This is a genomic window from Neorhizobium sp. LjRoot104, from assembly GCF_964253725.1.
In the GTDB taxonomy this organism is placed as follows: domain Bacteria; phylum Pseudomonadota; class Alphaproteobacteria; order Rhizobiales; family Rhizobiaceae; genus Neorhizobium.
In genome coordinates, this window is record NZ_CAXURS020000001.1 from 101,753 (window position 1) to 124,621 (window position 22,869).

General features: G+C 62.0%; 24 protein-coding genes, 1 tRNA gene and 1 riboswitch. Of the genes, 12 read left to right on the plus strand and 13 right to left on the minus strand.

Going from position 1 to position 22,869, the window contains the following annotated elements; translation table 11 throughout:
* The first annotated feature begins 45 nt into the window (after nt 1-45).
* From ACSQ8R_RS00515 to ACSQ8R_RS00540, 6 genes are read left to right on the plus strand one after another with little or no spacing between them, the layout of a single operon-like run.
* Nucleotides 46-753 (plus strand): alpha/beta fold hydrolase, encoded by a 708-nt coding sequence (locus tag ACSQ8R_RS00515; protein WP_436251591.1) that lies wholly within the window; start codon nt 46-48, stop codon nt 751-753.
* Entirely contained in the window at nt 750-1,103 is a 354-nt protein-coding gene (locus ACSQ8R_RS00520) for an extradiol ring-cleavage dioxygenase (RefSeq protein WP_436251592.1), read from the plus strand. Before ACSQ8R_RS00515 ends, ACSQ8R_RS00520 begins: the two co-directional genes overlap by 4 nt.
* Nucleotides 1,096-1,938: a class III extradiol dioxygenase family protein gene (locus ACSQ8R_RS00525; protein WP_436251593.1), complete on the plus strand. Its 843-nt coding sequence runs from the start codon at nt 1,096-1,098 to the stop codon at nt 1,936-1,938. Before ACSQ8R_RS00520 ends, ACSQ8R_RS00525 begins: the two co-directional genes overlap by 8 nt.
* Nucleotides 1,928-2,269: a YciI family protein gene (locus ACSQ8R_RS00530; protein ID WP_436251594.1), complete on the plus strand. Its 342-nt coding sequence runs from the start codon at nt 1,928-1,930 to the stop codon at nt 2,267-2,269. Before ACSQ8R_RS00525 ends, ACSQ8R_RS00530 begins: the two co-directional genes overlap by 11 nt.
* Before the next feature lie 24 nt (nt 2,270-2,293).
* Complete coding sequence (locus ACSQ8R_RS00535) at nt 2,294-2,458, plus strand: hypothetical protein (protein WP_436251595.1); 165 nt, start codon at nt 2,294-2,296, stop codon at nt 2,456-2,458.
* Nucleotides 2,455-2,709: a DUF6074 family protein gene (locus ACSQ8R_RS00540; RefSeq protein WP_436251596.1), complete on the plus strand. Its 255-nt coding sequence runs from the start codon at nt 2,455-2,457 to the stop codon at nt 2,707-2,709. Before ACSQ8R_RS00535 ends, ACSQ8R_RS00540 begins: the two co-directional genes overlap by 4 nt.
* Nucleotides 2,710-2,773: 64 nt before the next feature.
* Here ACSQ8R_RS00540 and ACSQ8R_RS00545 read toward each other — a convergent pair.
* Together ACSQ8R_RS00545 and ACSQ8R_RS00550 are read right to left on the minus strand one after the other, a co-directional pair.
* A tRNA-Gly gene (locus ACSQ8R_RS00545) sits at nt 2,774-2,847 on the minus strand.
* A 53-nt stretch (nt 2,848-2,900) separates the two neighbouring features.
* On the minus strand, nt 2,901-3,995 hold the full coding sequence (locus ACSQ8R_RS00550; RefSeq protein WP_436251597.1) for a 2'-deoxycytidine 5'-triphosphate deaminase: 1,095 nt from the start codon (nt 3,993-3,995) through the stop codon (nt 2,901-2,903).
* Between the two features lie 74 nt (nt 3,996-4,069).
* Nucleotides 4,070-4,148, plus strand: a riboswitch (SAM riboswitch).
* A gap of 43 nt (nt 4,149-4,191) precedes the next feature.
* Between ACSQ8R_RS00550 and ACSQ8R_RS00555 the strand changes: the two genes are divergently transcribed.
* The 3 genes from ACSQ8R_RS00555 to ACSQ8R_RS00565 all read left to right on the plus strand — a co-directional run bounded on the left by ACSQ8R_RS00555 (nt 4,192) and on the right by ACSQ8R_RS00565 (nt 7,619).
* Nucleotides 4,192-5,376 (plus strand): O-succinylhomoserine sulfhydrylase, encoded by a 1,185-nt coding sequence (locus ACSQ8R_RS00555; RefSeq protein ID WP_436251598.1) that lies wholly within the window; start codon nt 4,192-4,194, stop codon nt 5,374-5,376.
* Nucleotides 5,377-5,537: 161 nt separating this feature from the next.
* Nucleotides 5,538-5,930 (plus strand): Co2+/Mg2+ efflux protein ApaG, encoded by a 393-nt coding sequence (apaG, locus tag ACSQ8R_RS00560; protein WP_310213825.1) that lies wholly within the window; start codon nt 5,538-5,540, stop codon nt 5,928-5,930.
* A gap of 114 nt (nt 5,931-6,044) precedes the next feature.
* Nucleotides 6,045-7,619, plus strand: coding sequence for a tannase/feruloyl esterase family alpha/beta hydrolase (locus tag ACSQ8R_RS00565; protein ID WP_436251599.1), 1,575 nt, complete (start codon nt 6,045-6,047; stop codon nt 7,617-7,619).
* Nucleotides 7,620-7,657: 38 nt separating this feature from the next.
* Here ACSQ8R_RS00565 and ACSQ8R_RS00570 read toward each other — a convergent pair whose 3' ends face one another.
* The 3 genes from ACSQ8R_RS00570 to ACSQ8R_RS00580 form a co-directional block, all read right to left on the minus strand.
* Nucleotides 7,658-8,647, minus strand: a complete 990-nt coding sequence (locus ACSQ8R_RS00570) for an Hsp33 family molecular chaperone (protein ID WP_436251600.1) — start codon at nt 8,645-8,647, stop codon at nt 7,658-7,660.
* Nucleotides 8,648-8,861: 214 nt separating this feature from the next.
* Nucleotides 8,862-9,779: an ornithine carbamoyltransferase gene (gene argF / locus ACSQ8R_RS00575; protein WP_436251601.1), complete on the minus strand. Its 918-nt coding sequence runs from the start codon at nt 9,777-9,779 to the stop codon at nt 8,862-8,864.
* A 52-nt stretch (nt 9,780-9,831) separates the two neighbouring features.
* Nucleotides 9,832-11,028 carry an aspartate aminotransferase family protein gene (locus ACSQ8R_RS00580; RefSeq protein WP_436251602.1) on the minus strand — a complete coding sequence of 399 codons (1,197 nt, stop codon included), beginning with the start codon at nt 11,026-11,028 and terminating at the stop codon, nt 9,832-9,834.
* Between the two features lie 408 nt (nt 11,029-11,436).
* Between ACSQ8R_RS00580 and ACSQ8R_RS00585 the strand changes: the two genes are divergently transcribed.
* Together ACSQ8R_RS00585 and ACSQ8R_RS00590 are read left to right on the plus strand one after the other, a co-directional pair.
* On the plus strand, nt 11,437-11,973 hold the full coding sequence (locus tag ACSQ8R_RS00585) for a GcrA family cell cycle regulator (RefSeq protein ID WP_436251603.1): 537 nt from the start codon (nt 11,437-11,439) through the stop codon (nt 11,971-11,973).
* A gap of 188 nt (nt 11,974-12,161) precedes the next feature.
* Entirely contained in the window at nt 12,162-12,599 is a 438-nt protein-coding gene (locus ACSQ8R_RS00590; protein ID WP_436251604.1) for a PACE efflux transporter, read from the plus strand.
* Between the two features lie 10 nt (nt 12,600-12,609).
* Here ACSQ8R_RS00590 and phoB read toward each other — a convergent pair whose 3' ends face one another.
* The 7 genes from phoB to phoR all read right to left on the minus strand — a co-directional run bounded on the left by phoB (nt 12,610) and on the right by phoR (nt 20,373).
* Complete coding sequence (gene phoB / locus ACSQ8R_RS00595) at nt 12,610-13,293, minus strand: phosphate regulon transcriptional regulator PhoB (protein WP_024163495.1); 684 nt, start codon at nt 13,291-13,293, stop codon at nt 12,610-12,612.
* 30 nt (nt 13,294-13,323) lie between these two features.
* Nucleotides 13,324-14,037, minus strand: a complete 714-nt coding sequence (phoU, locus tag ACSQ8R_RS00600; protein ID WP_113125637.1) for a phosphate signaling complex protein PhoU — start codon at nt 14,035-14,037, stop codon at nt 13,324-13,326.
* 45 nt (nt 14,038-14,082) lie between these two features.
* Nucleotides 14,083-14,898 (minus strand): phosphate ABC transporter ATP-binding protein PstB, encoded by an 816-nt coding sequence (pstB, locus tag ACSQ8R_RS00605; RefSeq protein WP_436251605.1) that lies wholly within the window; start codon nt 14,896-14,898, stop codon nt 14,083-14,085.
* A gap of 13 nt (nt 14,899-14,911) precedes the next feature.
* Nucleotides 14,912-16,231: a phosphate ABC transporter permease PstA gene (gene pstA / locus ACSQ8R_RS00610; protein ID WP_436251606.1), complete on the minus strand. Its 1,320-nt coding sequence runs from the start codon at nt 16,229-16,231 to the stop codon at nt 14,912-14,914.
* Nucleotides 16,228-17,712: a phosphate ABC transporter permease subunit PstC gene (gene pstC / locus ACSQ8R_RS00615; RefSeq protein WP_436251607.1), complete on the minus strand. Its 1,485-nt coding sequence runs from the start codon at nt 17,710-17,712 to the stop codon at nt 16,228-16,230. The genes pstA and pstC overlap by 4 nt, the downstream gene beginning before the upstream one ends.
* A 187-nt stretch (nt 17,713-17,899) precedes the next feature.
* The gene (locus ACSQ8R_RS00620) at nt 17,900-18,934 is read right to left on the minus strand and encodes a substrate-binding domain-containing protein (protein ID WP_436251608.1); all 1,035 of its coding nucleotides are present in this window, start codon (nt 18,932-18,934) and stop codon (nt 17,900-17,902) included.
* Nucleotides 18,935-19,128: 194 nt separating this feature from the next.
* Nucleotides 19,129-20,373, minus strand: a complete 1,245-nt coding sequence (phoR, locus tag ACSQ8R_RS00625) for a phosphate regulon sensor histidine kinase PhoR (protein ID WP_436255338.1) — start codon at nt 20,371-20,373, stop codon at nt 19,129-19,131.
* Nucleotides 20,374-20,592: 219 nt separating this feature from the next.
* Between phoR and ppk2 the strand changes: the two genes are divergently transcribed.
* Nucleotides 20,593-21,474, plus strand: a complete 882-nt coding sequence (gene ppk2 / locus ACSQ8R_RS00630) for a polyphosphate kinase 2 (RefSeq protein ID WP_436251609.1) — start codon at nt 20,593-20,595, stop codon at nt 21,472-21,474.
* A 3-nt stretch (nt 21,475-21,477) separates the two neighbouring features.
* On the opposite strand, the gene ACSQ8R_RS00635 is transcribed toward ppk2, so the two are convergent.
* The gene (locus ACSQ8R_RS00635) at nt 21,478-22,704 is read right to left on the minus strand and encodes a hypothetical protein (RefSeq protein ID WP_436251610.1); all 1,227 of its coding nucleotides are present in this window, start codon (nt 22,702-22,704) and stop codon (nt 21,478-21,480) included.
* Between the last annotated feature and the right edge of the window lie 165 nt (nt 22,705-22,869).

The following is a 22,869-nucleotide window of genomic DNA, read 5'->3' on the forward strand; positions in this document are numbered from 1 at the left end:
GTTCGGGCGATCTGCCCTGCACCGCAGGCTGCCGATGGGAAGATCATGACGACCCTCGTTCTCATTCCTGGCCTGGTGTCGGACACGGTAGTCTGGGCGCCGCTGGCCGAGGCCGCCTCGGGCCTCATGGCAGTTCGCCACGCCGATATCTCCGGCGGCACATCGATCACCGGCATGGCTCGAACGCTTCTCGACGAGACGGATGGCGACATCGTTGCTGTCGGCCACTCGATGGGCGGCCGTGTCGCCATGGAGATGGCGCATATCGCGCCGGAGCGGATCAGTGGCCTGGTGCTGGCCAACACCGGGCATCATCCGAAGCGCGAAGGCGAGGAGATCAAGCGGCAGCAGATGATCGATCTCGGCAACCGCAGCATCGATGAACTGGCGCAGCAATGGCTGCCGCCGATGCTCGACCCAGCCCGGGTTGGTGACAGGCAACTGATCGCACGCCTCCACGCCATGGTCGTCAAGGCGGGTTCGCAGGTTCATGAGCGCCACATTCGCGCCCTCATCGGCCGCCCCGACGCCAGCGCCTATATCGCCGATCTTGGCTGTCCCGTCCTGCTTGTCGCAGCTCGCCAGGATGGCTGGAGCCCGATCGCGCAGCACCGGGAAATTGCCGAGGCCGCGCCGGATACCGAACTCGTCATCATCGAAAATGCCGGGCACTTCGCTCCTGTCGAACGACCCGTGGAAACCGCCGCCGCCATCACCGAATGGCTGGCGCGCAGATTTGGAGAAACCCAATGAGTGAAGCAGCAGCGACAATCCCGGATACCCCGCTCTTCGACCGGGCGGGCTCGATCCGCGGCTACCGGATCAACAAGATGGCGATGGCGCTCGGCCAGCCCGCCAACCGCGCCGCCTTCAAGTCCGATGAAGAAGCCTATCTCGACAGCTTCGGGCTGAGCGCCCACGAAAAGTCCGCGGTCATGGCCCGTGACTGGCATGAAATGGTCCGCCTCGGCGGCAATCTCTTCTTCATCCTGAAGATTTCCGCCGTCGATCCCACCCCGATCACCAGGATCGGCGCGGCCCAGGCGAGCATGGAACACGAAGACTTTCTGCATCTGAGACTGGGAAAAAAACGCAATGGCTAAGATCATCGGTGGGCTCGGAACGAGCCACGTTCCCTCGATCGGTGCGGCACTCGACAAGGGGTTGCGCGATACGCCGGACTGGAAGCCGTTCTTCGACGGTTATGAAGCCGGCAAGCAGTGGATGCGGGACGCCAGGCCCGATATCGCCGTCGTCGTTTTCAACGATCACGGCAATACCTTCTTCCTGGATCGCGTGCCGACCTTCGCCGTCGGCGTCGCCGAAACCTACAATCCGGTCGACGAAGGCTGGGGTCCCCGCGCTATCCCGGCATTCGAGGGAGCCGTGGATTTCTCCTGGCATTTCGTCGACAAGCTGGTAGAGCGCCATTTCGACCCGATGGTCTGCCGCGAGATCGAGGTCGATCACGGCCTGCAGGTGCCGATGGAGTTGTTCTTCGGTCGGCCGGACGCCTGGCCGGTGAAGGTTCTGCCGATCTGGGTCAACACCATCCAGTACCCGATCCCGACCCCGCAGCGTTGCTGGGAAATGGGCAAGGTCCTGCGCGAGGCGATCGAAAGCTGGCCGGGCGACGAACGTGTCGTCATCCTCGGCACCGGCGGCCTGTCGCACCAGCTGCAGGGGGCCCGCGCAGGCTACATCAACCAGGCGGCCGACCGTGCCTGGCTCGACGGCATCGCCAGCAATCCGGAACCCTACCGCGCCATGAGCCGCGAGGACTATGTGGAACAGTTCGGCTCCGAAGGCGCCGAGCTGATCATGTGGCTCGTCATGCGCGCCGCGATGAACAGCGACGTCAACCTCATCCACAAGCACTACCACGCCCCGGCATCGATGACCGGCGCCGGCATGGTCGTCTTGGAAAATGCGGCCTGATCCGATGTTTTTCCTGATGCGCTGCCTGCACCACAAAGGCCAGGACGCCGCCCGCGATACCCACCGCCCGTCGCACCGGGCCTGGGTCCAGTCGGGTGGGGAAGGCCTTGTCGCGGTCCTGATCGGCTCCGCCCTCGTCGATGAAGCCGGTTCATCGATCGGCAATTTCGGGGTTTTGGAGGCAGCAAGCCGCGAAGAGGCGCAGGCCTTCGCCGAAGGCGATCCTTTCAATCGCGCTGGGATCGTCTCGGTGATCGAACTGACGGAGCTGCCTGATACGTTCCAGGCGGCCCGCATCAGCAACCCGATGACCCCGCGGAAGAACGACTAGCGCCGTCTTGAACGAAACGGCAGATTGAAAAAAAATGCGGCGCCGTCCATGCCGGGATGGCGCCGCCTTTTGTTATTCGGCTCGACGCCGGAAAAGGGACAGCTTCAGCCGTTCAGTATTTGTGAAGGACTGGCAGCCAATGTGTTGCAATTCCTGGGCGATTCGTCCGACAGTACGGAGATGGCATGACACTGTTGCAATTCCCCGCCGATCGGCGCACCGCGGACGTCAAACGCTGCGCCGAGGCGCTTCTGCGCCTTCACGGCGAACAGGCGAACCGTTTCTGGCGATCGGAAATGGCTGGTTTTGCGGCAGCTCTCAGAGCCCAAGGCGTGGCAGACGAGGAAATCTCTCGCCAGGCCGGCCTGTTCATGCACGCCGTCCAGATGCAGCTCCAGAGCGATTGCCTCGACGACGACACGAGCCTTGTGGCAGGCTAACCCGCACCGGCCTTCGCGCCGACCGATATCGGCGACCCGGACGCTGCGGAAGAATTTGAAAAGCTGGAGCGGGTGAAGGGAATCGAACCCTCGTATTCAGCTTGGGAAGCTGCTGCTCTACCATTGAGCTACACCCGCGTCGGTTCGCAGATTTCCAACAGACGGCTTCGCCTGTCAAGCCGCAGGTGGTGTCAGGCGCGAAAATGCTTCGACAGCTTCAGGCCCTGTGCCTGGTAGTTCGAGCCAAGGCCGGAACCGTAGATGCCTTCCGGCTTTTCCAGCATGTGCTCGTAGACCAGGCGGCCGACGATCTGGCCGTCTTCGAGGATGAAGGGTACTTCGTGGCTGCGCACTTCGAGCACCGCGCGGCTGCCGCGCCCGCCCGCCGCCTCGTGGCCGAAGCCCGGATCGAAGAAACCGGCATAATGGACGCGGAATTCTCCGACCAGCGGATCGAAGGGCGTCATCTCGGCCGCATAGAGCGGCGGCACGTGCACCGCCTCGCGCGATACGAGGATGTAGAACTCGTCCGGATCGAGGATCAGCTCGTTGCGGCCGCGGCTGTAAAGCGGCTCCCAGAAATCGAAGATATCGTGCTGGGCCTTCTTATCGACGTCGACCACGGCGGTGTGGTGTTTGCCGCGGTAGCCGATCAGCCCGACGCCGTCGCCTGCAAGATCGATCGACAGGGCAATGCCGCCGCCCGAGACATTCGGCTTGGCGGACGCCACCAGGATTTCGTCATTGTGGAGCTGGAGGAGATCCGGTTCGCCGAGCAGGGCATTGCCGACCCGGAAGCGGATCTGCGACAGGCGCGAACCGCGGCGCACCACGATCGGGAACGTGCGCGGCGAGATTTCGAGATAGAGCGGACCGGAGTATCCGGCGGGGATCTTGTCGAATTCCTGGGCGTAGTCGGTGATGACGCGGGTGAAGATGTCGAGCCGGCCGGTGGAGCTTTTCGGATTGGCCGAGGCCGACATGTTGGCCGGCAGGTCGAGCCGCTCCATCAGCGGCACGATGTAGACGCAGCCGGTTTCCAGCACGGCACCCTCGGAAAGGTCGATGACATGAAGCTTGAGGCGGTCCAGCTTGTCGGCCACCAGGCTCGTCGGGCCGGGCATGAAACTCGCGCGGACGCGAAAAGCCTTGGCGCCAAGGCGCAGGTCGAGGCTCGCCGGTTGGACCTGGTCCAGATCGAGCTCGCGCTCCGAGATCAGCCGTCCACTGTCGAAAAGTGCCGCGATCGCGCGGTCCGCCAGAATTCCTGTTTCGCGAGCCATCATGTCTCTCTTAAAGTTTTCGAGGCGACAAAACCAAATGCGAGCCATTGACGCAAGCGGGACGCGGCGCTATGCCACTCTTATCCCGTGGTGATTTGGCCGGTCGGCTTGCAGCCACGTTAAATAAGTGGCTAAAAAGACCGGGTGCGAAACCGGTCTGCTTATGCGACCGGTTTTTTTGTTCTGAAAGAGGACACGCATGACTAACAAATGGCGCCCGGCAACCCAGCTCGTACACGGCGGCACGTTGCGCTCGCAATATGGCGAAACCTCGGAAGCGATCTTCCTCACCCAGGGTTTTGTCTATGACACCTCGGAAGCGGCCGAAGCCCGCTTCAAGGGCGAGACCGACGGTTTCATCTACGCCCGTTACGGCAGCCCCACCAATGACATGTTCGAAAAGCGCATGTGCATGCTGGAAGGCGCCGAAGACGCACGCGCCACCGCCTCGGGCATGGCCGCCGTCACCGCCGCGATCCTCTGCCAGCTGAAGGCCGGCGACCACATCGTCGCGGCCCGCGCGCTGTTCGGCTCCTGCCGCTGGGTGGTCGAGACGCTCGCTCCGAAATACGGCATCGAATGCACGCTGATCGACGGCCGCTTCCTGGAAAACTGGGAAAAGGCGATCACGCCGAAGACCAAGGTGTTCTTCCTGGAAAGCCCGACCAACCCGACGCTCGAAGTGGTCGACATCGCCGGCGTTGCCAGGCTCGCCAACCAGGTCGGCGCCAAGGTCGTCGTCGACAACGTGTTTGCGACGCCGCTCTTCCAGAAGCCGCTGGAACTCGGCGCGCATATCGTTGTCTATTCGGCGACCAAGCATATCGATGGCCAGGGTCGCTGCCTCGGCGGCGTCGTGCTGTCCGACAAGGAATGGATCAACGAGAACCTGCACGACTATTTCCGCCACACCGGCCCGGCCATGTCGCCGTTCAACGCCTGGACGCTGCTGAAGGGTATCGAGACCCTGCCGCTGCGCGTCAGGCAGCAGACGGAGAGCGCTTCGAAGATCGCCGATTTCCTCGCCGACCAGAAACAGGTCGCAAAGGTCATCTATCCGGGCCGCAAGGACCATCCGCAGGCCGATATCATCGCCAGGCAGATGACGGGCGGTTCGACGCTGGTGTGCTTCGAGCTGAAGGGCGGCAAGGAAGCTGCCTTCAAGCTGCAGAACGCGCTGGAGATCGTCAGGATTTCCAACAATCTTGGCGATTCCAAGAGCCTGATCACCCATCCGGCGACGACGACGCACAAGAACTTGACGGACGAGGCCCGTGCTGAACTCGGCATTTCGGCGGGCACGGTGCGCCTGTCGGCCGGCATCGAGGATACCGAAGATCTGATCGAGGATTTCGCCCGCGCGCTTTCCAAGGCGGGCGTATAAGTCTTGGGTTTTCCGGGATGGTGGAGGAGACAACAAATTCACCATCCCGATTATCCTTAACTTCAACAAATCCTCACGCTCGGTTGTTCAAACCGCGAGAATTCTTGACGTTGCGGTCCCTCTGTACAATATCGAAGCAGTGAGAATTGTTGAGGTGTCGCATGTATCGCGCCCGGACAAGAGATATAGATGTCGCCGTCGAACCCTACTATCTGGAGGAGCAATCCAATCCGGAAGAGAGCCGCTATGTCTGGGGCTATCGCATCGTCATCGAAAACCATTCGGCGCTCACGGTGCAGCTCGTGCATCGCTACTGGCACATTACCGACCAGAACGGCATTGTCGACGAGGTGGACGGGCCGGGGGTCGTCGGCGAGCAGCCGCGGCTGAAGCCGGGCGACAGCTACGAATATTCCTCGGGCTGTCCGCTCGACACACCATCGGGGCTGATGTTCGGCCATTACGACATGCAGACAGATGAAGGCGAGACCTTCGAGGTGACGATCCCGGCCTTTTCGCTGGATTCGCCCGGCCTGATGCGCGTGCTCAACTAGGCCGCGCCACCGACGACGGCCCTCAGCTTATGGGTTGCGTCGGTTTTCTATTTGTTGCCCTCTCCCTCCTGCGGCATCTTGGCTCCGTCAAACGGTCTTTGGGAGGAGAACTTGATGACAAGACCCATTCTGCTCGTGTCCTGCGCATTGCTGACGCTTGCCACCTTCACCCCCGCCCTTGCACAAAACAAAAGCAGCTTCATCGACCAGAAGGAGAGGCCGGATTTCGCATCCGCCACCGTCTCGCCGCAGATCGCCTGCGGCATGCTGAACAGCCAGTCATTTGCGGAGGTCACGACGCTGAAGGCCCAGCATGTGGCAGGCGTCGGGAACGTGCCGGGCCATTGCCAGGTAACCGGCTATATCCGCCCGCAGGTTCGCTTCGAGATCACCCTGCCTGACAACTGGAACCGGCGGCTCTACATGTTCGGCAATGGTGGCTATGCCGGCGAGGACCTCGCCGCGGCTTCCAGGATAGCGACCCGCAATGCGGCGCTTTCGAAAGGTTTTCTCACCGTCCAGCAGAATACCGGCCATGATGCGGTAACCTATAAACTTGGAGACTTCGCGGAAGATCTCGGCCTGCTGATCGACTATGGCTCACGCGCAGTGCATGTGACGGTCGATACCGCCAAGGCGATTGCCGCGCGTTATTATGACCGGCATCCCTCCTTCTCCTACTGGGACGGCTGCTCGACCGGCGGACGCCAAGGCCTGATGGCGGCACAACGTTATCCGGGCGATTTCGATGGCATTCTCGCCGGAGCACCGGTCCTCGATCTCACCAATACGCAGATCTGGGGCGTCTGGAATGCACGAGCGCTCTTGAAGGCTCCGATCAGCCGGGCGCAGCTTCCGGTGCTCGCCAAGGCGGTGATGGACAAATGCGATCGCATCGACGGCGCCGGGGACGGGCTGATCGCCGATCCGCGCCAGTGCAATTTCGATCCGGAAAAAGACCTGAAGATCTGCGAGGGGGGCGGTTCCGATTGCTTCACGCGGGCGCAGGTGGAGACACTGAAGACGCTCGCCGGCGGCGTGAAGATCAAGGGCGAGGGGGTTTTCCCCGGCGTGCAGTTCGGCACCGAGGGTGTGGACCCCTCGGGCGTCAGCGGCTGGGACATGTGGATGGTATCCGATCAGGGGCCGAGCCGGCAACTGGCCTATGGCGAGACTTTCGTCAAGAACATGGCGATGCTGCCCGCCCCCGGGAAGGCGATCGACTGGAAGACGTTCGACTTCGATGGCGAATATCCCAAGATCGGCGCGATCCGCGAGATCGTCGATGCCACCAACCCCGATCTCAGCGAGTTCCAAAAGCGCGGCGGGCGGATGATCACCTATTTCGGCTGGTCCGACCCGGCGCTCAACCCGATGATGGGCGTCAACTACTACGAGGCCGTCCGCAAGCAGATGGGCGCCGACCGGACGGCTGAATTTTACCGTCTGTTCATGGTGCCCGGCATGTTCCACTGCACTGCGGGTTACGGCACGGACGTCTTCGACGCCTTCACGCCACTGATGGACTGGGTGGAGAACGGCAAGGCGCCGACGGTGATCCAGGCGAGGCAGATCAGGGAAGGCAAGCCGGTTATGACGCGCCCGCTCTGCCCCTATCCGCAATCGGCGAAATACTCCGGCAGCGGCGATCTGAAGGACGGCGCGAACTTCGAATGCAAGATGCCTTGAATTGAAAACGGCGGGAGGTGACTCCCGCCGTTCGTCAATCAGGCTGCAGCGAATTCGTCCGCCTTGTAGCGATAGGTGGTCGAGCAGAATTCGCAGGTGACGGCGATCTCGCCGTCTTCCTCGCTCGCCTCGATCTCCTCGGCGGAGAAGCCCGAGAGAACGCCCTTGATCTTGTCGCGCGAGCAGCTGCAGCGGTCGAACACCGTGTGCGGCGCATAGACCCGCACGCCCCGCTCATGGAACAGGCGAAACAGCAGCCGTTCGATCGCGACCCGCGGGTCCGTCAGCTCGTCGGTGTCGATCGTTTCCACCAGCGTGCGGGCTTCGGCCCAGGAATCGTCCTCGGCGAATTCGAAGTCGCGTTCGTCACCGTCGCCGCCGTGCAGGTCCGGCTGGCGCATCCGCTCAGGCGCCTGCGGCAGGAACTGCGCGACAAGCCCGCCCGCCCGCCAGTTGTGACGCGGCTTGCCATCGCCATCGCGGTCGAAGAGCTCGGCGACGCCCAGGCGGACCTTGGTCGGGATCTGCTCCGACTGACGGAAATAGACGCCGGCGATCTCCTCGAGGGATGAGCCGTCCATCGGCACGATGCCTTGATACGGTTGCATGCCGCGGCCCTGGTCGATGGTGAAGGCAAGCACTCCGCGTCCCAGAAGGTCGGGCGGCGAGGTTCGGCCTTCCTTGACCGCTTCAGCCAGCGCTTCTTCGTCATAACGGGCATAGGCACGAAGACTGTCGGGCGTCGAGAAATCCGCGACCAGCAGATCGACCGGGCCGTCGCCCTTGGTCTGCACCGTGAATTTGCCATCGAATTTCAGCGAGGTGCCGAGCAGGGCCGTCAGCACGATCGCCTCGGCAAGCAGCCGTGCGACCGGGCCGGGATATTCGTGGCGGCTGAGGATGGAGTTGAGCAGCGGCCCGAGCTGGACCGCACGGCCACGCACGTCAAGACCGTCCACCTGGAAGGGAACGACCCGATCGTCTCCGGCAAAGTCGAGTTCGTTGAGTTCTACAGTCGCTTCCGCCATGACTTCACTCCTTCGCGCCGACCCAAAAACCTTTACACAAGCGCCAGCCCGAGCGGAACCGCTGGCCGGAGGAAAAGACGTCGACGATGTGTGTTGAAACGCCAGTCCAGAAGACGGCGTATTGTTGAAAGCCGACAGATGGGGGATCGCGGGGCGGAAATCAAGGTTCGACTACTGCCGCCGGCTCTCCGCACCCGCGCGGGGAAGTTTGCGCTCAGACCGCGCCGAAGCACCAGGCGAGAATGGATTTCTGCGCGTGCAGGCGGTTTTCGGCCTCGTCGAAGACCACCGACTGCGGGCCGTCGATCACCTCGTCGGTGACCTCCTCGCCGCGATGGGCCGGCAGGCAGTGCATGAACAGTGCATCCTTGTCGGCCCGCTTCATCAGGTCGGCATTGACCTGGAACGGCTGGAAGACGTTGTGGCCGCGCGCCTTGTGCTCCTGGTTCATCGACACCCAGGTGTCGGTGACGATGCAATCGGCGCCGGCAACCGCCTTTTCGGCGTCGTGGCAAAGCATGATGTTGCCGCCGTTGTTGCGCGCCCAGTTCAGGAACTTGTCGGCGGGCTCCGAACCCATCGGCACCGCCATGTTCATGCGATAGCCGAAACGGGCGGCACCTTCCACGAAGGAATGCAGCACGTTGTTGCCGTCGCCGGTCCAGGCGATCGTCTTGCCGGCGATCGGCCCGCGATGTTCCTCGAATGTCATGATGTCGGCCATGATCTGGCAGGGATGCGTGTCGTCCGTCAGGGCGTTGATGACCGGCACGGTGGCGTGTTCGGCCAATTCCAGCATGCGGGCGTGATCCGTGGTACGGATCATGATGGCATCGACATACCGCGACAGAACCTTGGCGGTATCGCCGATCGTCTCGGCACGACCGAGCTGCATTTCGGTGCCTGACAGAAACAACGTTTCGCCGCCGAGTTGGCGCATGCCGACATCGAAGGATACGCGGGTGCGGGTGGAGGGCTTTTCGAAGATCATCGCCAGCATCTTGCCGGCGAGCGGCTTTTCCGCCGTGCCGGCCTTGGTCGCCTGCTTGCGGATCTTCGCGTCGTCGAGGATGACCCTGAGATCAGCCGCGGAAACAGCGGAAAGATCGAGAAAATGCTTGGGAGATGCCATGTGATGTTCCCTGTGAAGCGGGAAACCTGCAACGGCGTCCCGCTTTGCCCGCTCAGGCCGATTTCTTCATCTCGGAAGCGGAAAGCTTTTCCGCCGCCCTCTCGATGCGGGCAAGCCCTTCGCGGGCTTCCTCCGCCGTGACTGTGAGCGGTGGCAGGAGACGCACCACGTTGTCGCCGGCCGGAATGGCCAGCATGTGTTCGCCGCGTATGGCAGCAACCAAGTCGCCCGCGGGCACCTTCGCCTTCACGCCGAGCAGCAGGCCTTCGCCGCGAACGTCCTCGATGACATTGGGGAAGCGGTCCTTCAGGCTCGCGAGCCCCTGGCGCAAGACCAAGGCGACGTCACGGACGTTTTCCAGGAAGCCATCGCCCAGGATCACGTCGAGCACCGCATTGCCGGCCGCCGTGGCGAGCGGATTGCCTCCGTAGGTCGTGCCATGGGTGCCAGCGGTCATGCCGGACGCGGCGTCCGCCGTGGCAAGGCAGGCACCGAGCGGGAAACCGCCGCCGATGCCCTTGGCAAGCGCCATGATGTCGGGCGTCACGCCCGCCCATTCATAGGCAAACAGCCTGCCGGAACGGCCGACGCCGGTCTGGACTTCGTCGAAGACCAGCAGCAGGCCGTTGTCGTCGCAGATCTGGCGCAGCGCCTGGAGGAATTCCTTCGGAACCGGCCGCACGCCTCCCTCTCCCTGGATCGGCTCGATCAGTATGGCCGCGGTTGCATCGGTGATCGCAGCCTTCAGGGCATCGATATCGCCGAACGGCACCTGATCGAAGCCTTGGACCTTCGGGCCGAAGCCTTCGAGATATTTCGCCTGGCCGCCGGCAGCGATGGTCGCCAACGTACGGCCGTGGAAGGCGCCTTCGAAGGTAATGATGTGGAAGCGCTCCGGATGCCCCTTCACGAACTGATAGCGGCGCGCCGTCTTGATGGCGCATTCCAGGGCCTCGGCGCCGGAATTGGTGAAGAACACCTTGTCCGCGAAAGAATTGTCGGCGAGACGACGCGCCAGCTTCTCCTGGCCGGGCTGTTCGAAGAGGTTGGACGTATGCCACACCTTGTCGGCTTGCGCCTTCAGCGCACCAACGAGATGCGGATGGCCGTGACCGAGCGAATTGACCGCGACGCCGGAACCAAAATCGAGATATCGCTCCCCACTTTCCGTCACAAGCCATACGCCCTCGCCGCGCTCGAAACGCAGCGGAGTCCGGGCAAACGTGTCGAAAAGCGCGGCTTCAGCCATGGCGACATCACTCCTCTAGGCAGTCCAGAAAGGCCCATGGAACGGGCCGAAAAAATCAAAAATGCCGCCCACTGGGCGGCGGGGGCACTATCGGGGTTTAGGCCGTCAATGTCAACAAAGCTCGGCGTTTTGGGCAAGCCAAGGCGGGAAAGCGACAGGCGTCGGCCTATGTGACAAAAATGACTCTCCCGGACAGCAAGTTGGGGAAAACCACGAAATCGATTCCCGCAGATTCCCCCGACTCTTGCCACGGAGTCAGCCTCACACTAGGTTAAAGATCAATTACTAGACTGCATGCGGCGGAACTAGTCACCTCAAGCATAGATATAGTGGGTGCTGCGAAATGAATTTCGCAGCAAAGGTGGAAGGATTCTGCATGCCAGCAACGTTCAAAGGCGGAGAACGGGCATGAACTGGACAGACGAGCGTGTCGAGAAGCTCAAAAGATTATGGTCGGAGGGCCTCAGCGCCAGCCAGATCGCAGCGCAACTTGGAGGCGTGAGCCGAAATGCCGTGATCGGCAAGGTGCATCGTCTCAGCCTGCCGGGCCGGGCGAAAGCCGGCGGCACGGTTGCGACCAGCCGTTCATCGACGGCCAAGCGCACGACGTCGGCGCCGCGGGCTCCAAACTACGCATCGCGCGTCGCGACCCGGACCGTTACCCGCGCCGTCGGTGCGACGATGGTCAAGGAAGAGGTCGAAATCGAACCCTATCAGGAGATGGAGTATCGTCCCGCCTCCAACGTGGTGGTGCCGATTTCCCGTCGTCTCGCATTGACGGAACTGACCGAGCGCACCTGCAAGTGGCCGGTCGGCGATCCGCTCAAGGAAGACTTCCACTTCTGCGGCTGTGAATCCCCGGATGCGTCGCCTTATTGCGGCTATCACGCAAAACTCGCCTACCAGCCGGTCAACGAGCGCCGCAAGGTTGCCGCTCGGGTCTGAGCGGCGGCGCGACACGAGGACAAGATCGAAAGCGGGCGCGAGGCCCGCTTTTTTGTTGCGCATGGCAGACATGTCGGCCAGGCCTTGCTCCGGATCGGCATTGCGCCTATTTGACGGAGCAGCGAGGACGACCTCCCCCATTCGGGCAAAAACTCCGGGACGACCCGGAACGCACCCAGGAGGTCATCATGCGCTCGACACGCGACCGTATCCGCCATGCCATCAGCTTCGAACTGATCGGGCTCGCTCTCATCACGCCGCTCGGCGCTATCGCCTTCGGCATGCCGGCTGCCGACATCGGCGTGGTCGGCATCGGCAGCGCGACGATCGCCACCGGCTGGAACTATCTTTACAATCTCGGCTTCGACCATCTGATGCAGCGCTTCACCGGCACCACGCAGAAAAACACCGCGATACGCGTGGCGCATGCGGTGCTGTTCGAACTTGGTCTGCTGATCGCGCTTCTGCCGCTGATCGCCTGGTATCTCGGCGTCAGCATCCTCCATGCGCTGATGATGGATGTGTCTTTCGCGGTCTTCTACGTGGTCTACGCCTTCGTCTTCAACTGGGCCTATGACCGGATCTTTCCGCTGCCGGAATGGCAGCGGCAGACCCGGGCGGCCTGAAAGCCGCCTCTCAGGATTCCATCGAGTAACCCGCGCCGCGGACGGTGCGGATGACATCCTGCATGTTGGAGAAGTTGAGCGCCTTCCTGAGGCGCCCGACATGGACGTCGACGGTACGCTCGTCGACATAGATGTCATGCCCCCAGACGCCGTCCAGGAGCTGCGACCGTGAGAACACACGGCCGGGCGAGGCCATCAGGAATTCCAGAAGGCGGAATTCGGTCGGGCCGAGGCGCACTTCACGGCTCTTGCGGTGAACGCGATGGGTTTCCCGATCGAGTTCGATATCGCCGCAGCGGAGCACGCTGGAGAGCACTTCGGGACGGGCGCGGCGCAGCATCGCCTTGACGCGGGCCATCAGTTCCGGCGTCGAGAAAGGCTTCACCACATAGTCGTCGGCGCCGGTGGCGAGGCCGCGAACACGTTCGCTCTCCTCGCCGCGGGCCGTCAGCATGATGATCGGCAGGCGCTCCGTTTCCGAGCGCATGCGCAGCCGGCGGCAGAGTTCGATGCCGGAAACGCCGGGCAGCATCCAGTCGAGTATCAGAAGATCCGGCGTACGCTCCTGAAGCCGGATCTCGGCTTCATCCCCCCGCAGGATCGTCTCGACCTCATAACCTTCCGCTTCGAGATTGTAGCGAAGAAGCACGCTGAGTGCTTCTTCATCCTCCACCACAGCGATTTTAGGCAGCATTTCGGCTCTGCTCCGTCAGCATTCCATCATTTATTCGGTAATCGCGCCGAGCGTGTTCGACGAGTCGTCCTTCGGGCGATCGCCTTCCGGCTGGGCGCCGGTGGTCATGTAGTAGATGGTTTCGGCGATGTTGGTGGCGTGGTCGCCGATACGCTCGATGTTCTTGGCGCAGAACAGCAGGTGCGTGCAGGTGGTGATGTTGCGCGGATCCTCCATCATGTAGGTGAGGAGTTCGCGGAACAGCGACGTGTACATCGCGTCGATTTCCTCGTCGCGGATGCGGATCGCCTCGGCCTTTTCCGCCGAGCGCGTCGCGTAGACGTCGAGGACGTCCTTGAGCTGCACGAGGGCGAGATCGGAGAGATGTTCGAGGCCGCGGGCGAGCTTGCGCGGAACGCCGGTGCCCTGAACCGCGATGACGCGCTTGGCGGTGTTCTTGCCAAGGTCGCCGACGCGCTCCAGATCGGACGCGATGCGCAGCGAACCGACGATCTCGCGAAGGTCGGCTGCCACGGGCTGGCGGCGTGCGATCGTGACGATCGCCTTGTCGCCGATCTCGCGTTCGGCGTGATCGAGGATCACGTCGTCGGAGATGACCTTCTGGGCCAGGGCAGCGTCGGAATTGACCAGCGCGCGCACGGCGTCCGAGCACATCTGCTCGGCGAGGCCGCCCATTTCGGAGATGCGGCGGCTCAGGTATTTCAGTTCGTCGTCATAAGCCGACAGGATATGGGTCGATGCCATCTTCTCGTCCTCAAAATTGATTTTCAGGCGGCGCGGTCGGCTGGATCAGCCGAAACGGCCCATGATGTAATCCTGCGTGCGCTGGTCGTCGGGATTGGTGAACATCTTGTCGGTGTCGTTCTCCTCGACGAGCTGGCCGAGGTGGAACATGGCGGTGCGCTGCGAAACGCGGGCAGCCTGCTGCATCGAATGCGTCACGATGACGATCGTGTAGTTGGCGCGCAGTTCATGGATGAGTTCTTCAACCTTGGCGGTCGCGATCGGGTCGAGAGCCGAGCACGGTTCGTCCATGAGGATGACTTCCGGCGACACGGCGATCGCGCGGGCGATGCACAGACGTTGCTGCTGGCCGCCGGAAAGGCCGGTGCCGGATTCATGCAGTCGATCCTTGACTTCGCCCCAGAGGCCGGCGCGCTGCAGGCTCGCCTCGACGATCTGGTCCATGTCGGCCTTGTTCTTGGAAAGGCCGTGGATGCGCGGACCGTAGGAGATGTTCTCGTAGATGGTCTTCGGGAACGGGTTCGGTTTCTGGAAAACCATGCCGACGCGAGCGCGAAGTTCCACGACGTCGATGTTCTGGTCGTAGATATCGTCCGAGTCGAGGGTGATCTTGCCGGTAACGCGGCAATTCTCGATCGTGTCGTTCATCCGGTTGAGGCAGCGCAGGAAAGTGGACTTGCCGCAGCCGGAAGGGCCGATGAGAGCTGTCACCGTGTTTTCGCGAACGTTGAGGTTCACGTCGAAAAGCGCACGCTTTTCGCCGTAATAGACGGAAACGTCCTTGCCGATCATCTTGTGAGAAGCATCACTCATCTTTTGGTCCAGCGCCTTTTCAACTGCCGATTCTGACATCATGTTCATTGTCATACTCCTTCTACCAGCGCCGCTCGAAGCGACGCCGCAAGAGAATTGCGCCAACATTCATTAGGATGAGGAACAGGAGCAGGATGATGATTGCTCCCGAGGTGCGTTCGACGAACGCGCGTTCCGCTTCGTTCGCCCACATATAGATCTGTACCGGCAGCGCCGTCGAAGGATCGAGCGGCGTCGTCGGATAGTTGGCGACGAAGGCCACCATGCCGATCAGGAGCAGCGGTGCGGTTTCGCCGAGTGCGTGTGCGAGGCCGATGATCGTGCCGGTCAGGATGCCGGGCATCGCGAGCGGCAGGACATGGTGGAAGATCGTCTGCATCTTCGAAGCGCCGAGGCCGAGGGCGGCCGCACGGATCGACGGCGGCACGGCCTTCAGCGCCGCGCGGGTGGCGATGATGATCGTCGGCAGCGTCATGAGGGTAAGTACCAGGCCACCGACGAAGGAGGCCGAGCGCGGCAGGCCCACGAAGTTGACGAAGACCGCCAAGCCAAGCAGACCGTAAACGATCGAGGGAACGGCCGCGAGATTGTTGATGTTCACCTCGATCAGGTCGGTGAACTTGTTCTTCGGGGCGAATTCCTCAAGATAGATCGAGGCGGCGACGCCGATCGGCAGCGACAGGACGAGCACGATCAGCATCATGTAGAACGAGCCGATCAGCGCGACGCCGACGCCGGCCGCTTCCGGACGGCTCGATGCGCCGTTGACGAAAATGCCGCCGTTGAAGTGCTTGGCAAGCGCCCCGCTGTCGGAGAGCTGCTTCATCCAGCCGAGCTGCTGGTCGTTGACCTTGCGGTTCTCCTGGCCGACGTCGAGGTCGATCTGGCCCTTGTAGGCCGAGTCGATGTCGCCGGAGGCAAGCAGTGTCACCGTATGCGTCGTGCCGATGATCGCCGGATTGGCGACCACCAGGTCGCGCAGCTGGACGCGGACGCCGTCCGACAGCATCTGGCCGATGGCGCGGGCCGCGACACGGTCGTCGACGCTGACGTTGAGCAGCTTGGCGAGAGCGTTGCGGGCGACGATCGGATAGTTCGCCGTCATCAGCTTCTGTGGATTGGTGGCACGTTCGTTCTGCGGATCGATGATCTGCTGCGAGAACTCGACCGGCATGGTGATCATGGTCTGCTGGAAGGCGGTGTAACCCTTGGAGACAACCGACCACAGCAGAAGCATCAGGAAGATGATGCCGAAGGAAAGCGCGGCGATGCCGTAGGCACGGAAGCGGCGCTCGGCGGCGTAACGGCGCTTGATGCCGATATCGCGACGGACGGACTTGGCCTTGGGGATGCCGGCGGCGGGAGAAACCACATCGGTCATTCGTACTGCTCCCGGTATTTGCGCACGATGTAGAGCGCGTAGATGTTGAGGCAAAGCGTGATGGCGAAAAGCGTGATGCCCAGCGCGAAGGCAACCAGGGTCTGCGGCGAGGTGAACTCAAGGTCGCCCGTCAGCTGGTTGACGATCTTGACGGTCACGGTCGTCATCGGCTCGAAGGGGTTGATCTGCAGCCGGGCGGCGACACCGGCCGCAAGCACGACGATCATGGTTTCGCCGACGGCGCGCGATGCTGTCATCAGAAGCGCGCCGACGATGCCTGGAAGAGCAGCCGGCAGCACGACCTTCTTGATGGTTTCCGAACGGGTGGCGCCGAGGCCGAGCGAACCGTCACGCAGGGCACGCGGCACTGCGGTGATGATGTCGTCCGACAGCGAGGAGACGTAGGGGATCAGCATGATGCCCATGACGAAACCGGCCGTCAGAACGCTCTGTGCCTGGATGAAGTTGGCATAGTCGCCGGTGACGAGACCGTTCAGTTGCGAAGAAATGTCGCGAAGGAACGGGCCGACGGTGGTCAATGCGAAGAAGCCGTAGACGATGGTCGGAATGCCGGCGAGCACTTCGAGCAGCGGCTTGGCGACCGAGCGGACTTTCGGCGAGGCATATTCGGCCATGTAGATTGCCGAGAAAAGGCCGATCGGAACCGCGAAGAGCATCGCGACGAAACCGATATAGAGCGTGCCGAGCAGCAGCGGAATAAGCCCGAACTGACCTTCGGAGCCACCCGAACCGGCAGCCGCAAAACGCGGATCCCATACCGTGCCGAAGAAGAATTCCCAGGCCGGAATGGCGGTGAAGAAGTGGGCCGCTTCGGTCAGCATCGATGCGACGATTCCGACCGTGGTCAGTATGGCGATCGAGGAGGCCACGACGAGACTTCCGAGAACGACTTTTTCCACCCGATTGCGAGCGCGGAAGCGCGGCGCGATCTGGCGATGGGCTAGGAAGGCGCCGCCAAAGGATGCCCCCAGGACGACGATCGTCATGAGGATACGGCTGACGAAGGTCATCCTGTTCAGATCGGCAGCGGCCTTGACCATGAAAGGCTGCGGATCGCCCGCAAGCGGAACGCCCTTGGCACCAAGCGCGGTACGCAGCTCCACCGGATTGTTCTCGACGCGGGCAATCTCGTCGCCGGTCAATGCATTCATTCCTCGGGCGATCGAGGTAATCATGCCGTAGCTCAGGCCTTGCTCGGCCTGCGATTGGGTTTTCACCTCTTCGGGAAACGCACCGCGCACCGACGAGCTGATATACATGGGGCTGGCGATCAGCCAGACAAAGAGAATGACAGCGGCCGGCAAGATCGCCCAGACAGCGACAAAAGAACCGTAATATCCAGGCCGCGAATGAAGTCTGGAGGAAATTCCTCCGACCAGTGCCATCGCGTGCCGGGCACCGGTGACGTAACCGGCTAGGCCGATTATTGCCAAAATCAATAATATTAGTGATGTGTTCATCATAATCCCCCGGCGTACCGCCTGCGGCGGCAACCCATCACCGCCCAGCTCCGTTCATCGGAACCGATCGCATTCGCCGTCGCGCCTTGAGCAATACCATCGCCGCAAAGCCGACGATCCACACCGATGCAAGAGCTTTCGGCGGGAAGAGAAAACGGCGCCGCCAAAAGCGGCGCCGGTCTTTCGATTACATCGTCTTGCCGGCGGTGAAGTCCTTGCGGGCCTGTTCGCGCTGTGCGTCCGGGGCGGCAACCAGGCCATACTCGACGAGCGGCGAGTCAGGGCCGACCATATCGTCGGAGAGGAAGAACTCGACGTATTCCTTGAGGCCGGGGACGACGCCCAGATGAGCCTTCTTCACGTAGAAGAACAGCGGACGGGAAACGGGGTAGGTGCCGTCAGCGATTGTGGCCGCGGTCGGCTTGATGCCGCGCACGGTCGCGACCTTCAGCTTGTCGGCGTTGTTTTCATAGAAAGCGAGGCCGAATACGCCAACGCCGGTCTTGTTGGCGGCGATACGAGCGAGAGTCTCGGTGTAGTCGCCGTCGATGTCCACAGCAACGCCGTCCTTGCGGACAGCGACGCAAGCCTTGCCCTGGGCAGCCTTGTCAGCGATTTCCTTGGAGATGACGTCGGTCGCGCCGGAATCCTTGCAGCCTGCGGCAAGAACGTTCAGTTCGAAAACTTCGCGGGTGCCGTGCTTTTCGCCCGGGATGTAGGCTGCGATCGGACCCTTCGGAAGCGTGGGGTTGATCTCCGACCAGTTCTTGTAGGGGTTGGCGACGAGCTTGCCGTCAACGACGACCTGAGCGGCAAGAGCCTTGTAGATATCCTTCGGCTCGAGCTTCATCTCGCCGTTGCTGCTGGCAGTGGCGAAGACGATGCCGTCGTAACCGATGCGAATTTCCTGGATGTCGGTCACGCCGGCGGCCTTGCAGGCTTCGGCTTCAGACTTGTTGATCGCGCGGGAAGCATTTGCAATGTCGATCGTGGCTTCGCCGACGCCCTTGCAGAACTCCTTGAGGCCAGCGCCGGTGCCGCCCGACTCGACGATCGGCGTCTTGAAGTTCGGGAAGGTTTCCCCGAAGGTTTCGGCAACGATCTTCGCATAGGGAAGAACCGTGGAGGAACCGGCAACCTGGACCTGGTCGCGTGCAGCGGCAGCGCCGGCAAACGCAACGGAGGCCACCAAGGCGGCTGCTGAAAGTTTAAGGATGTTCATGAGGAATCTCCCGTCATGGGCTTGTGTGAATGCGGACGGCGCTGGCTCTCGCTCTCGCCAACGCTCGGCCCGCTTGTCTTAGCCGCTGTAGCCTCTTCCTTTTATGTCAGTTCGATGAAACATTTGTGACATATCAAGATATTGATATTCATATATAAAATTAATGCACAGCCTTGCAGTGAGAAGGTTTTATGTCAGAACCTGACAGTGAACTGGCTTCCCTTGCCCACTTCCGACTTGACGATCAGGCGCGCTCGGTGGCGGGTTAGGATGTGCTTGACAATTGCAAGGCCGAGACCCGTCCCTTTCTTGGAGCGGCTGTCGGCCACGCTGACCCGGTAGAAGCGCTCGGTCAGCCTCGGAACGTGCTCGGCCGGAATGCCCGGCCCCTGGTCGACGACGGTCACTTCCACCGGATCGGAGGCGCCGTTGCGCAGATAGACGTCCACGAACTTGCCTTCCTGGCCGTATTTGCAGGCGTTCTCGATCAGGTTCTCGAAAACCTGGACCAGTTCGTCGCGGTCGCCGAGAACTTCCACCTTGCCTTCCGGCAGATGCGTGCGGATTTCAACCCCGAGATCGTCGGCGAGCGGAACCAGCGCATCCCGCACATGACCGATCAGCGGCTTCAGGTCGATCGTCTGGTCCGGTGCGATATGGGACTTGAGCTCGAGGCGCGACAACGACATGAGGTCATCGACAAGACGACTCATGCGGGTCGCCTGATCGAACATGATGGCGAGGAACCGCTCATGCGCGGCGGGGTCAGAGCGTGCCGGGCCCTGCAGGGTTTCGATGAAGCCTCGCAGTGAGGCAAGCGGTGTACGCAGCTCATGGCTGGCATTGGCGACGAAATCCGAGCGCATCCGATCGATACGGCGCAATTCCGAAATGTCCCTGAAAGACAGCAGATAGAGCTTCTGCGTCGCTACTTCGGAGCTTTGCAGCATCGGCTGGCCGAGATCGATGGGCGCGATGCGCAGGGTGTAGACGCGCTCGGAGGGCAGCCGCTCGGAATGCTCGATCTGGTTCGGCTCGTCGGTGGCAATGGTTTCCCGCACCATGTCGAGAATGCCGGGGGACCGCAGCCGTGCCGAAAGATGCGACCCGGGCGAAAGAGCTCCAAAGGCCCTTTCGGCGGCCTTGTTCTGATAGAGAACCGTGACGTCCCCGCCGAGCACGAAAGCCGGGATATCCAAGGCACCGAGCGTTGCCGCCACCTGAGGTAATGGCTGATGAACGCCCGGCTCCTCCTTCTCGACGACCTTGAGCACCGGCGGCGGAAGAATGACAGGCTTGCGGCCGACAACCACCATCACCAGCAGCAGCCAGCCCACGAGGACACCCACCCAATCCATTCCGATCAGAAAGGCGATCACCGCCAGAAGGGTCAGAAGCAGCAACAGAGGCCGTTCCCGGCGAGCCCTCGCAACGAGCAGGCCCGGACCCCGACGCCATTTCTCCAGTACCGACTCCACAGATAGACTCGCAGCTTTCACAGGTTGAACACGCGCTCATATATCCCTTGCATGACAGATATACATCGCCTCCCGTGGGATATCGGAAAAATGGCGCTATCCGGACGGTAGCAGAATTTCGAACTTGCGTTACATATCGGCTACCGCCCCGTACGGGGATCGATCGGAGGAAGCAGTATCATGGCGGATGAAACCGAAAGCCGGGCAGTCAACATTGACATCAACGGCAAGCTCAAGCGGTTCGATATCGACGACCCGGTTCTGCCGGCCTGGATCGAAGAACATGCCCTAGGCTCCGGTGGATATCCCTATGACGACAAGCTGGACAAGGACAAATACGCAAAGCAGCTCGAAAAGCTGCAGGTCGAACTCGTCAAGGTGCAGTTCTGGCTGAAGGCGACCGGCAAGCGGATGATGGCGCTGTTCGAGGGCCGCGATGCGGCCGGGAAGGGCGGCACGATCTTTTCGATCAATGCCTATCTCAATCCACGTTCGGCCCGGGTTGTGGCGCTCAACAAACCGACGGAGACCGAGGCCGGCCAGTGGTATTTCCAGCGTTACATCTCGCATTTCCCGACATCGGGAGAGATCGTGCTGTTCGACCGCTCCTGGTACAACCGGGCCGGGGTGGAGCCGGTGATGGGCTTCTGCACGCCGGAACAATACAAGGATTTCATGAAGGCTGTTCCGCGCTTCGAAGACACGATTTCCGACGAAGGCATCATATTCTTCAAGTTCTGGCTCGATATCGGCCGCGAGATGCAGCTCAAGCGTTTCCATGACCGGCGGCATGATCCGCTGAAAATCTGGAAACTGTCGCCGATGGATATCGCCGCGTTCAACAAATGGGACGATTACACCGAGAAGCGCGACGCTATGCTCGAAAGGACCCATAACAAGGAGACGCCATGGGCGGTCGTGCGGGCCAACGACAAGCGCCGCGCCCGCCTCAACGTCATCCGCCATATGCTGCTCTCGCTCGACTACGAGGGCAAGGACAAGGACGCCATCGGCGGGATCGACGAAAAAATCTTCGGGTTTGGCCCGAAATTCCTCAAGTGAAGTTCATTGGCCGGGCAGGATGCGCACCGAATAGAGCAGCACCGCCCGGTCCGCGCCGTCGATACCACTGTTGAAGACCAGGCGGCCGGGCCGATTGGGCGCCAGCGACCGCTCGAAGGTCACCCGGAAGAGCGCCTCCAGCTTCTCCTGCGTTGCCGTGAAGCGATGACGGCTGCAGTTGCCGAGGCTCCCGAAATCGCAGCGGACAGACAGCTGCACGGAACTGTTCTGCCCCGACTGCAGGGTCAGCGCCACCGTCGAACTCTTGCCGGCCATTTCGCGCAGCACTTCCGGTGGCACTTCGACCGAGACGTCGCCGCCGTCGCCTGACGTCGCCGATGCGATTCGGACAGCCTGCCCTTCCGAGGCGGCCACCGCTTCGACTTTCGCCTGGCCGCCGGCTTTCAGTTCAGCCGCCTTTGCGGGTACGAAGATCTCCACCCATTCATCCGAGAAACCGCGGCGCGGATCGAAGGCGACGGGGCCACCCGCTCCCTGGCCGGCCACGGAGCGATCGGCCGATTTCATCGCTTCCTCGATGATCGATTGCACCAGTCCGGACTGGTAGAACCACCAGCAGGCACCGCCGACCACGCCAAGCGTGATGACCCAGGTCAGGAGATGCGACAGGAAACCTCGACGCTTTCGCGGTTGGGCGGCCCGTTCCGGGGGAATGTCCAGGCCGCTGTCGGATGACGGGCGGGCGCTCTTGTTCGGCTTGCCAGGCTTTGCCGTATTCGCGGTAGGTTCCGGTTGGAATTGCTGGGCTTCGATCCGCTGGCCGCGCGCGGGGCTGACACCGCCGAGATCCCCCGGGGACATGGCCGCAGCGGCTGGCGCGCGCTTCTCACCCGAAGCGGTATCGATGGACGGCGCTACAGGCGGTGGTGCCACAGACCGTTGCGGCGCTTCCGGCCGCGGACTGGCCGGCATGACCGGAGACTCCACCGCGATCGGTTCTGCGGCATATGGGAGCTGCGGTTCGAGCTCAACGACGGGCTCGGATGCCGGTTCGGCCAGGCGCTCGACTTCCGCCATTTCGATCTCGTGGATCTTCCGCTCCAGGAGTTCATGCTGCTGCATGATGATCAACCGGTCGGTAACGCCCTGCTTGCGAAGGCCGGCGTCCAGCGCCTGGCGCGCCGACTGATAAATACGCGCCCTGATCTCCCGGTCCGCCCGGTTCGAGCGATCCAGTGCGTTCCTGATGGCCGTTTCCAAACCGCTCACTGCCGGTCCTTCTTCATATTCGTTCCCACTGCGCGGGAGTTTACGTTTCGGTAACCTCTCCGCCGCGGAACTGCAAGCACCGCCTTCGACTGCACCATGGCCAAAAATAAGGACAGGATATGTCGGCGGCCATGTGCCGGTGCGTCGTGAAGTCCCCTTTAAAAA

Coding starts and splice junctions, on each gene's coding strand:
- ACSQ8R_RS00515 (WP_436251591.1), top strand. CDS start 46: ATGACGACCCTCGTTCTCATTCCTGGCCTGGTGTCGGACACGGTAGTC.
- ACSQ8R_RS00520 (WP_436251592.1), top strand. CDS start 750: ATGAGTGAAGCAGCAGCGACAATCCCGGATACCCCGCTCTTCGACCGG.
- ACSQ8R_RS00525 (WP_436251593.1), top strand. CDS start 1,096: ATGGCTAAGATCATCGGTGGGCTCGGAACGAGCCACGTTCCCTCGATC.
- ACSQ8R_RS00530 (WP_436251594.1), top strand. CDS start 1,928: ATGCGGCCTGATCCGATGTTTTTCCTGATGCGCTGCCTGCACCACAAA.
- ACSQ8R_RS00540 (WP_436251596.1), top strand. CDS start 2,455: ATGACACTGTTGCAATTCCCCGCCGATCGGCGCACCGCGGACGTCAAA.
- ACSQ8R_RS00550 (WP_436251597.1), bottom strand. CDS start 3,995: ATGATGGCTCGCGAAACAGGAATTCTGGCGGACCGCGCGATCGCGGCA.
- ACSQ8R_RS00555 (WP_436251598.1), top strand. CDS start 4,192: ATGACTAACAAATGGCGCCCGGCAACCCAGCTCGTACACGGCGGCACG.
- apaG (WP_310213825.1), top strand. CDS start 5,538: ATGTATCGCGCCCGGACAAGAGATATAGATGTCGCCGTCGAACCCTAC.
- ACSQ8R_RS00565 (WP_436251599.1), top strand. CDS start 6,045: ATGACAAGACCCATTCTGCTCGTGTCCTGCGCATTGCTGACGCTTGCC.
- ACSQ8R_RS00570 (WP_436251600.1), bottom strand. CDS start 8,647: ATGGCGGAAGCGACTGTAGAACTCAACGAACTCGACTTTGCCGGAGAC.
- argF (WP_436251601.1), bottom strand. CDS start 9,779: ATGGCATCTCCCAAGCATTTTCTCGATCTTTCCGCTGTTTCCGCGGCT.
- ACSQ8R_RS00580 (WP_436251602.1), bottom strand. CDS start 11,028: ATGGCTGAAGCCGCGCTTTTCGACACGTTTGCCCGGACTCCGCTGCGT.
- ACSQ8R_RS00585 (WP_436251603.1), top strand. CDS start 11,437: ATGAACTGGACAGACGAGCGTGTCGAGAAGCTCAAAAGATTATGGTCG.
- ACSQ8R_RS00590 (WP_436251604.1), top strand. CDS start 12,162: ATGCGCTCGACACGCGACCGTATCCGCCATGCCATCAGCTTCGAACTG.
- phoB (WP_024163495.1), bottom strand. CDS start 13,293: ATGCTGCCTAAAATCGCTGTGGTGGAGGATGAAGAAGCACTCAGCGTG.
- phoU (WP_113125637.1), bottom strand. CDS start 14,037: ATGGCATCGACCCATATCCTGTCGGCTTATGACGACGAACTGAAATAC.
- pstB (WP_436251605.1), bottom strand. CDS start 14,898: ATGAACATGATGTCAGAATCGGCAGTTGAAAAGGCGCTGGACCAAAAG.
- pstA (WP_436251606.1), bottom strand. CDS start 16,231: ATGACCGATGTGGTTTCTCCCGCCGCCGGCATCCCCAAGGCCAAGTCC.
- pstC (WP_436251607.1), bottom strand. CDS start 17,712: ATGAACACATCACTAATATTATTGATTTTGGCAATAATCGGCCTAGCC.
- ACSQ8R_RS00620 (WP_436251608.1), bottom strand. CDS start 18,934: ATGAACATCCTTAAACTTTCAGCAGCCGCCTTGGTGGCCTCCGTTGCG.
- ppk2 (WP_436251609.1), top strand. CDS start 20,593: ATGGCGGATGAAACCGAAAGCCGGGCAGTCAACATTGACATCAACGGC.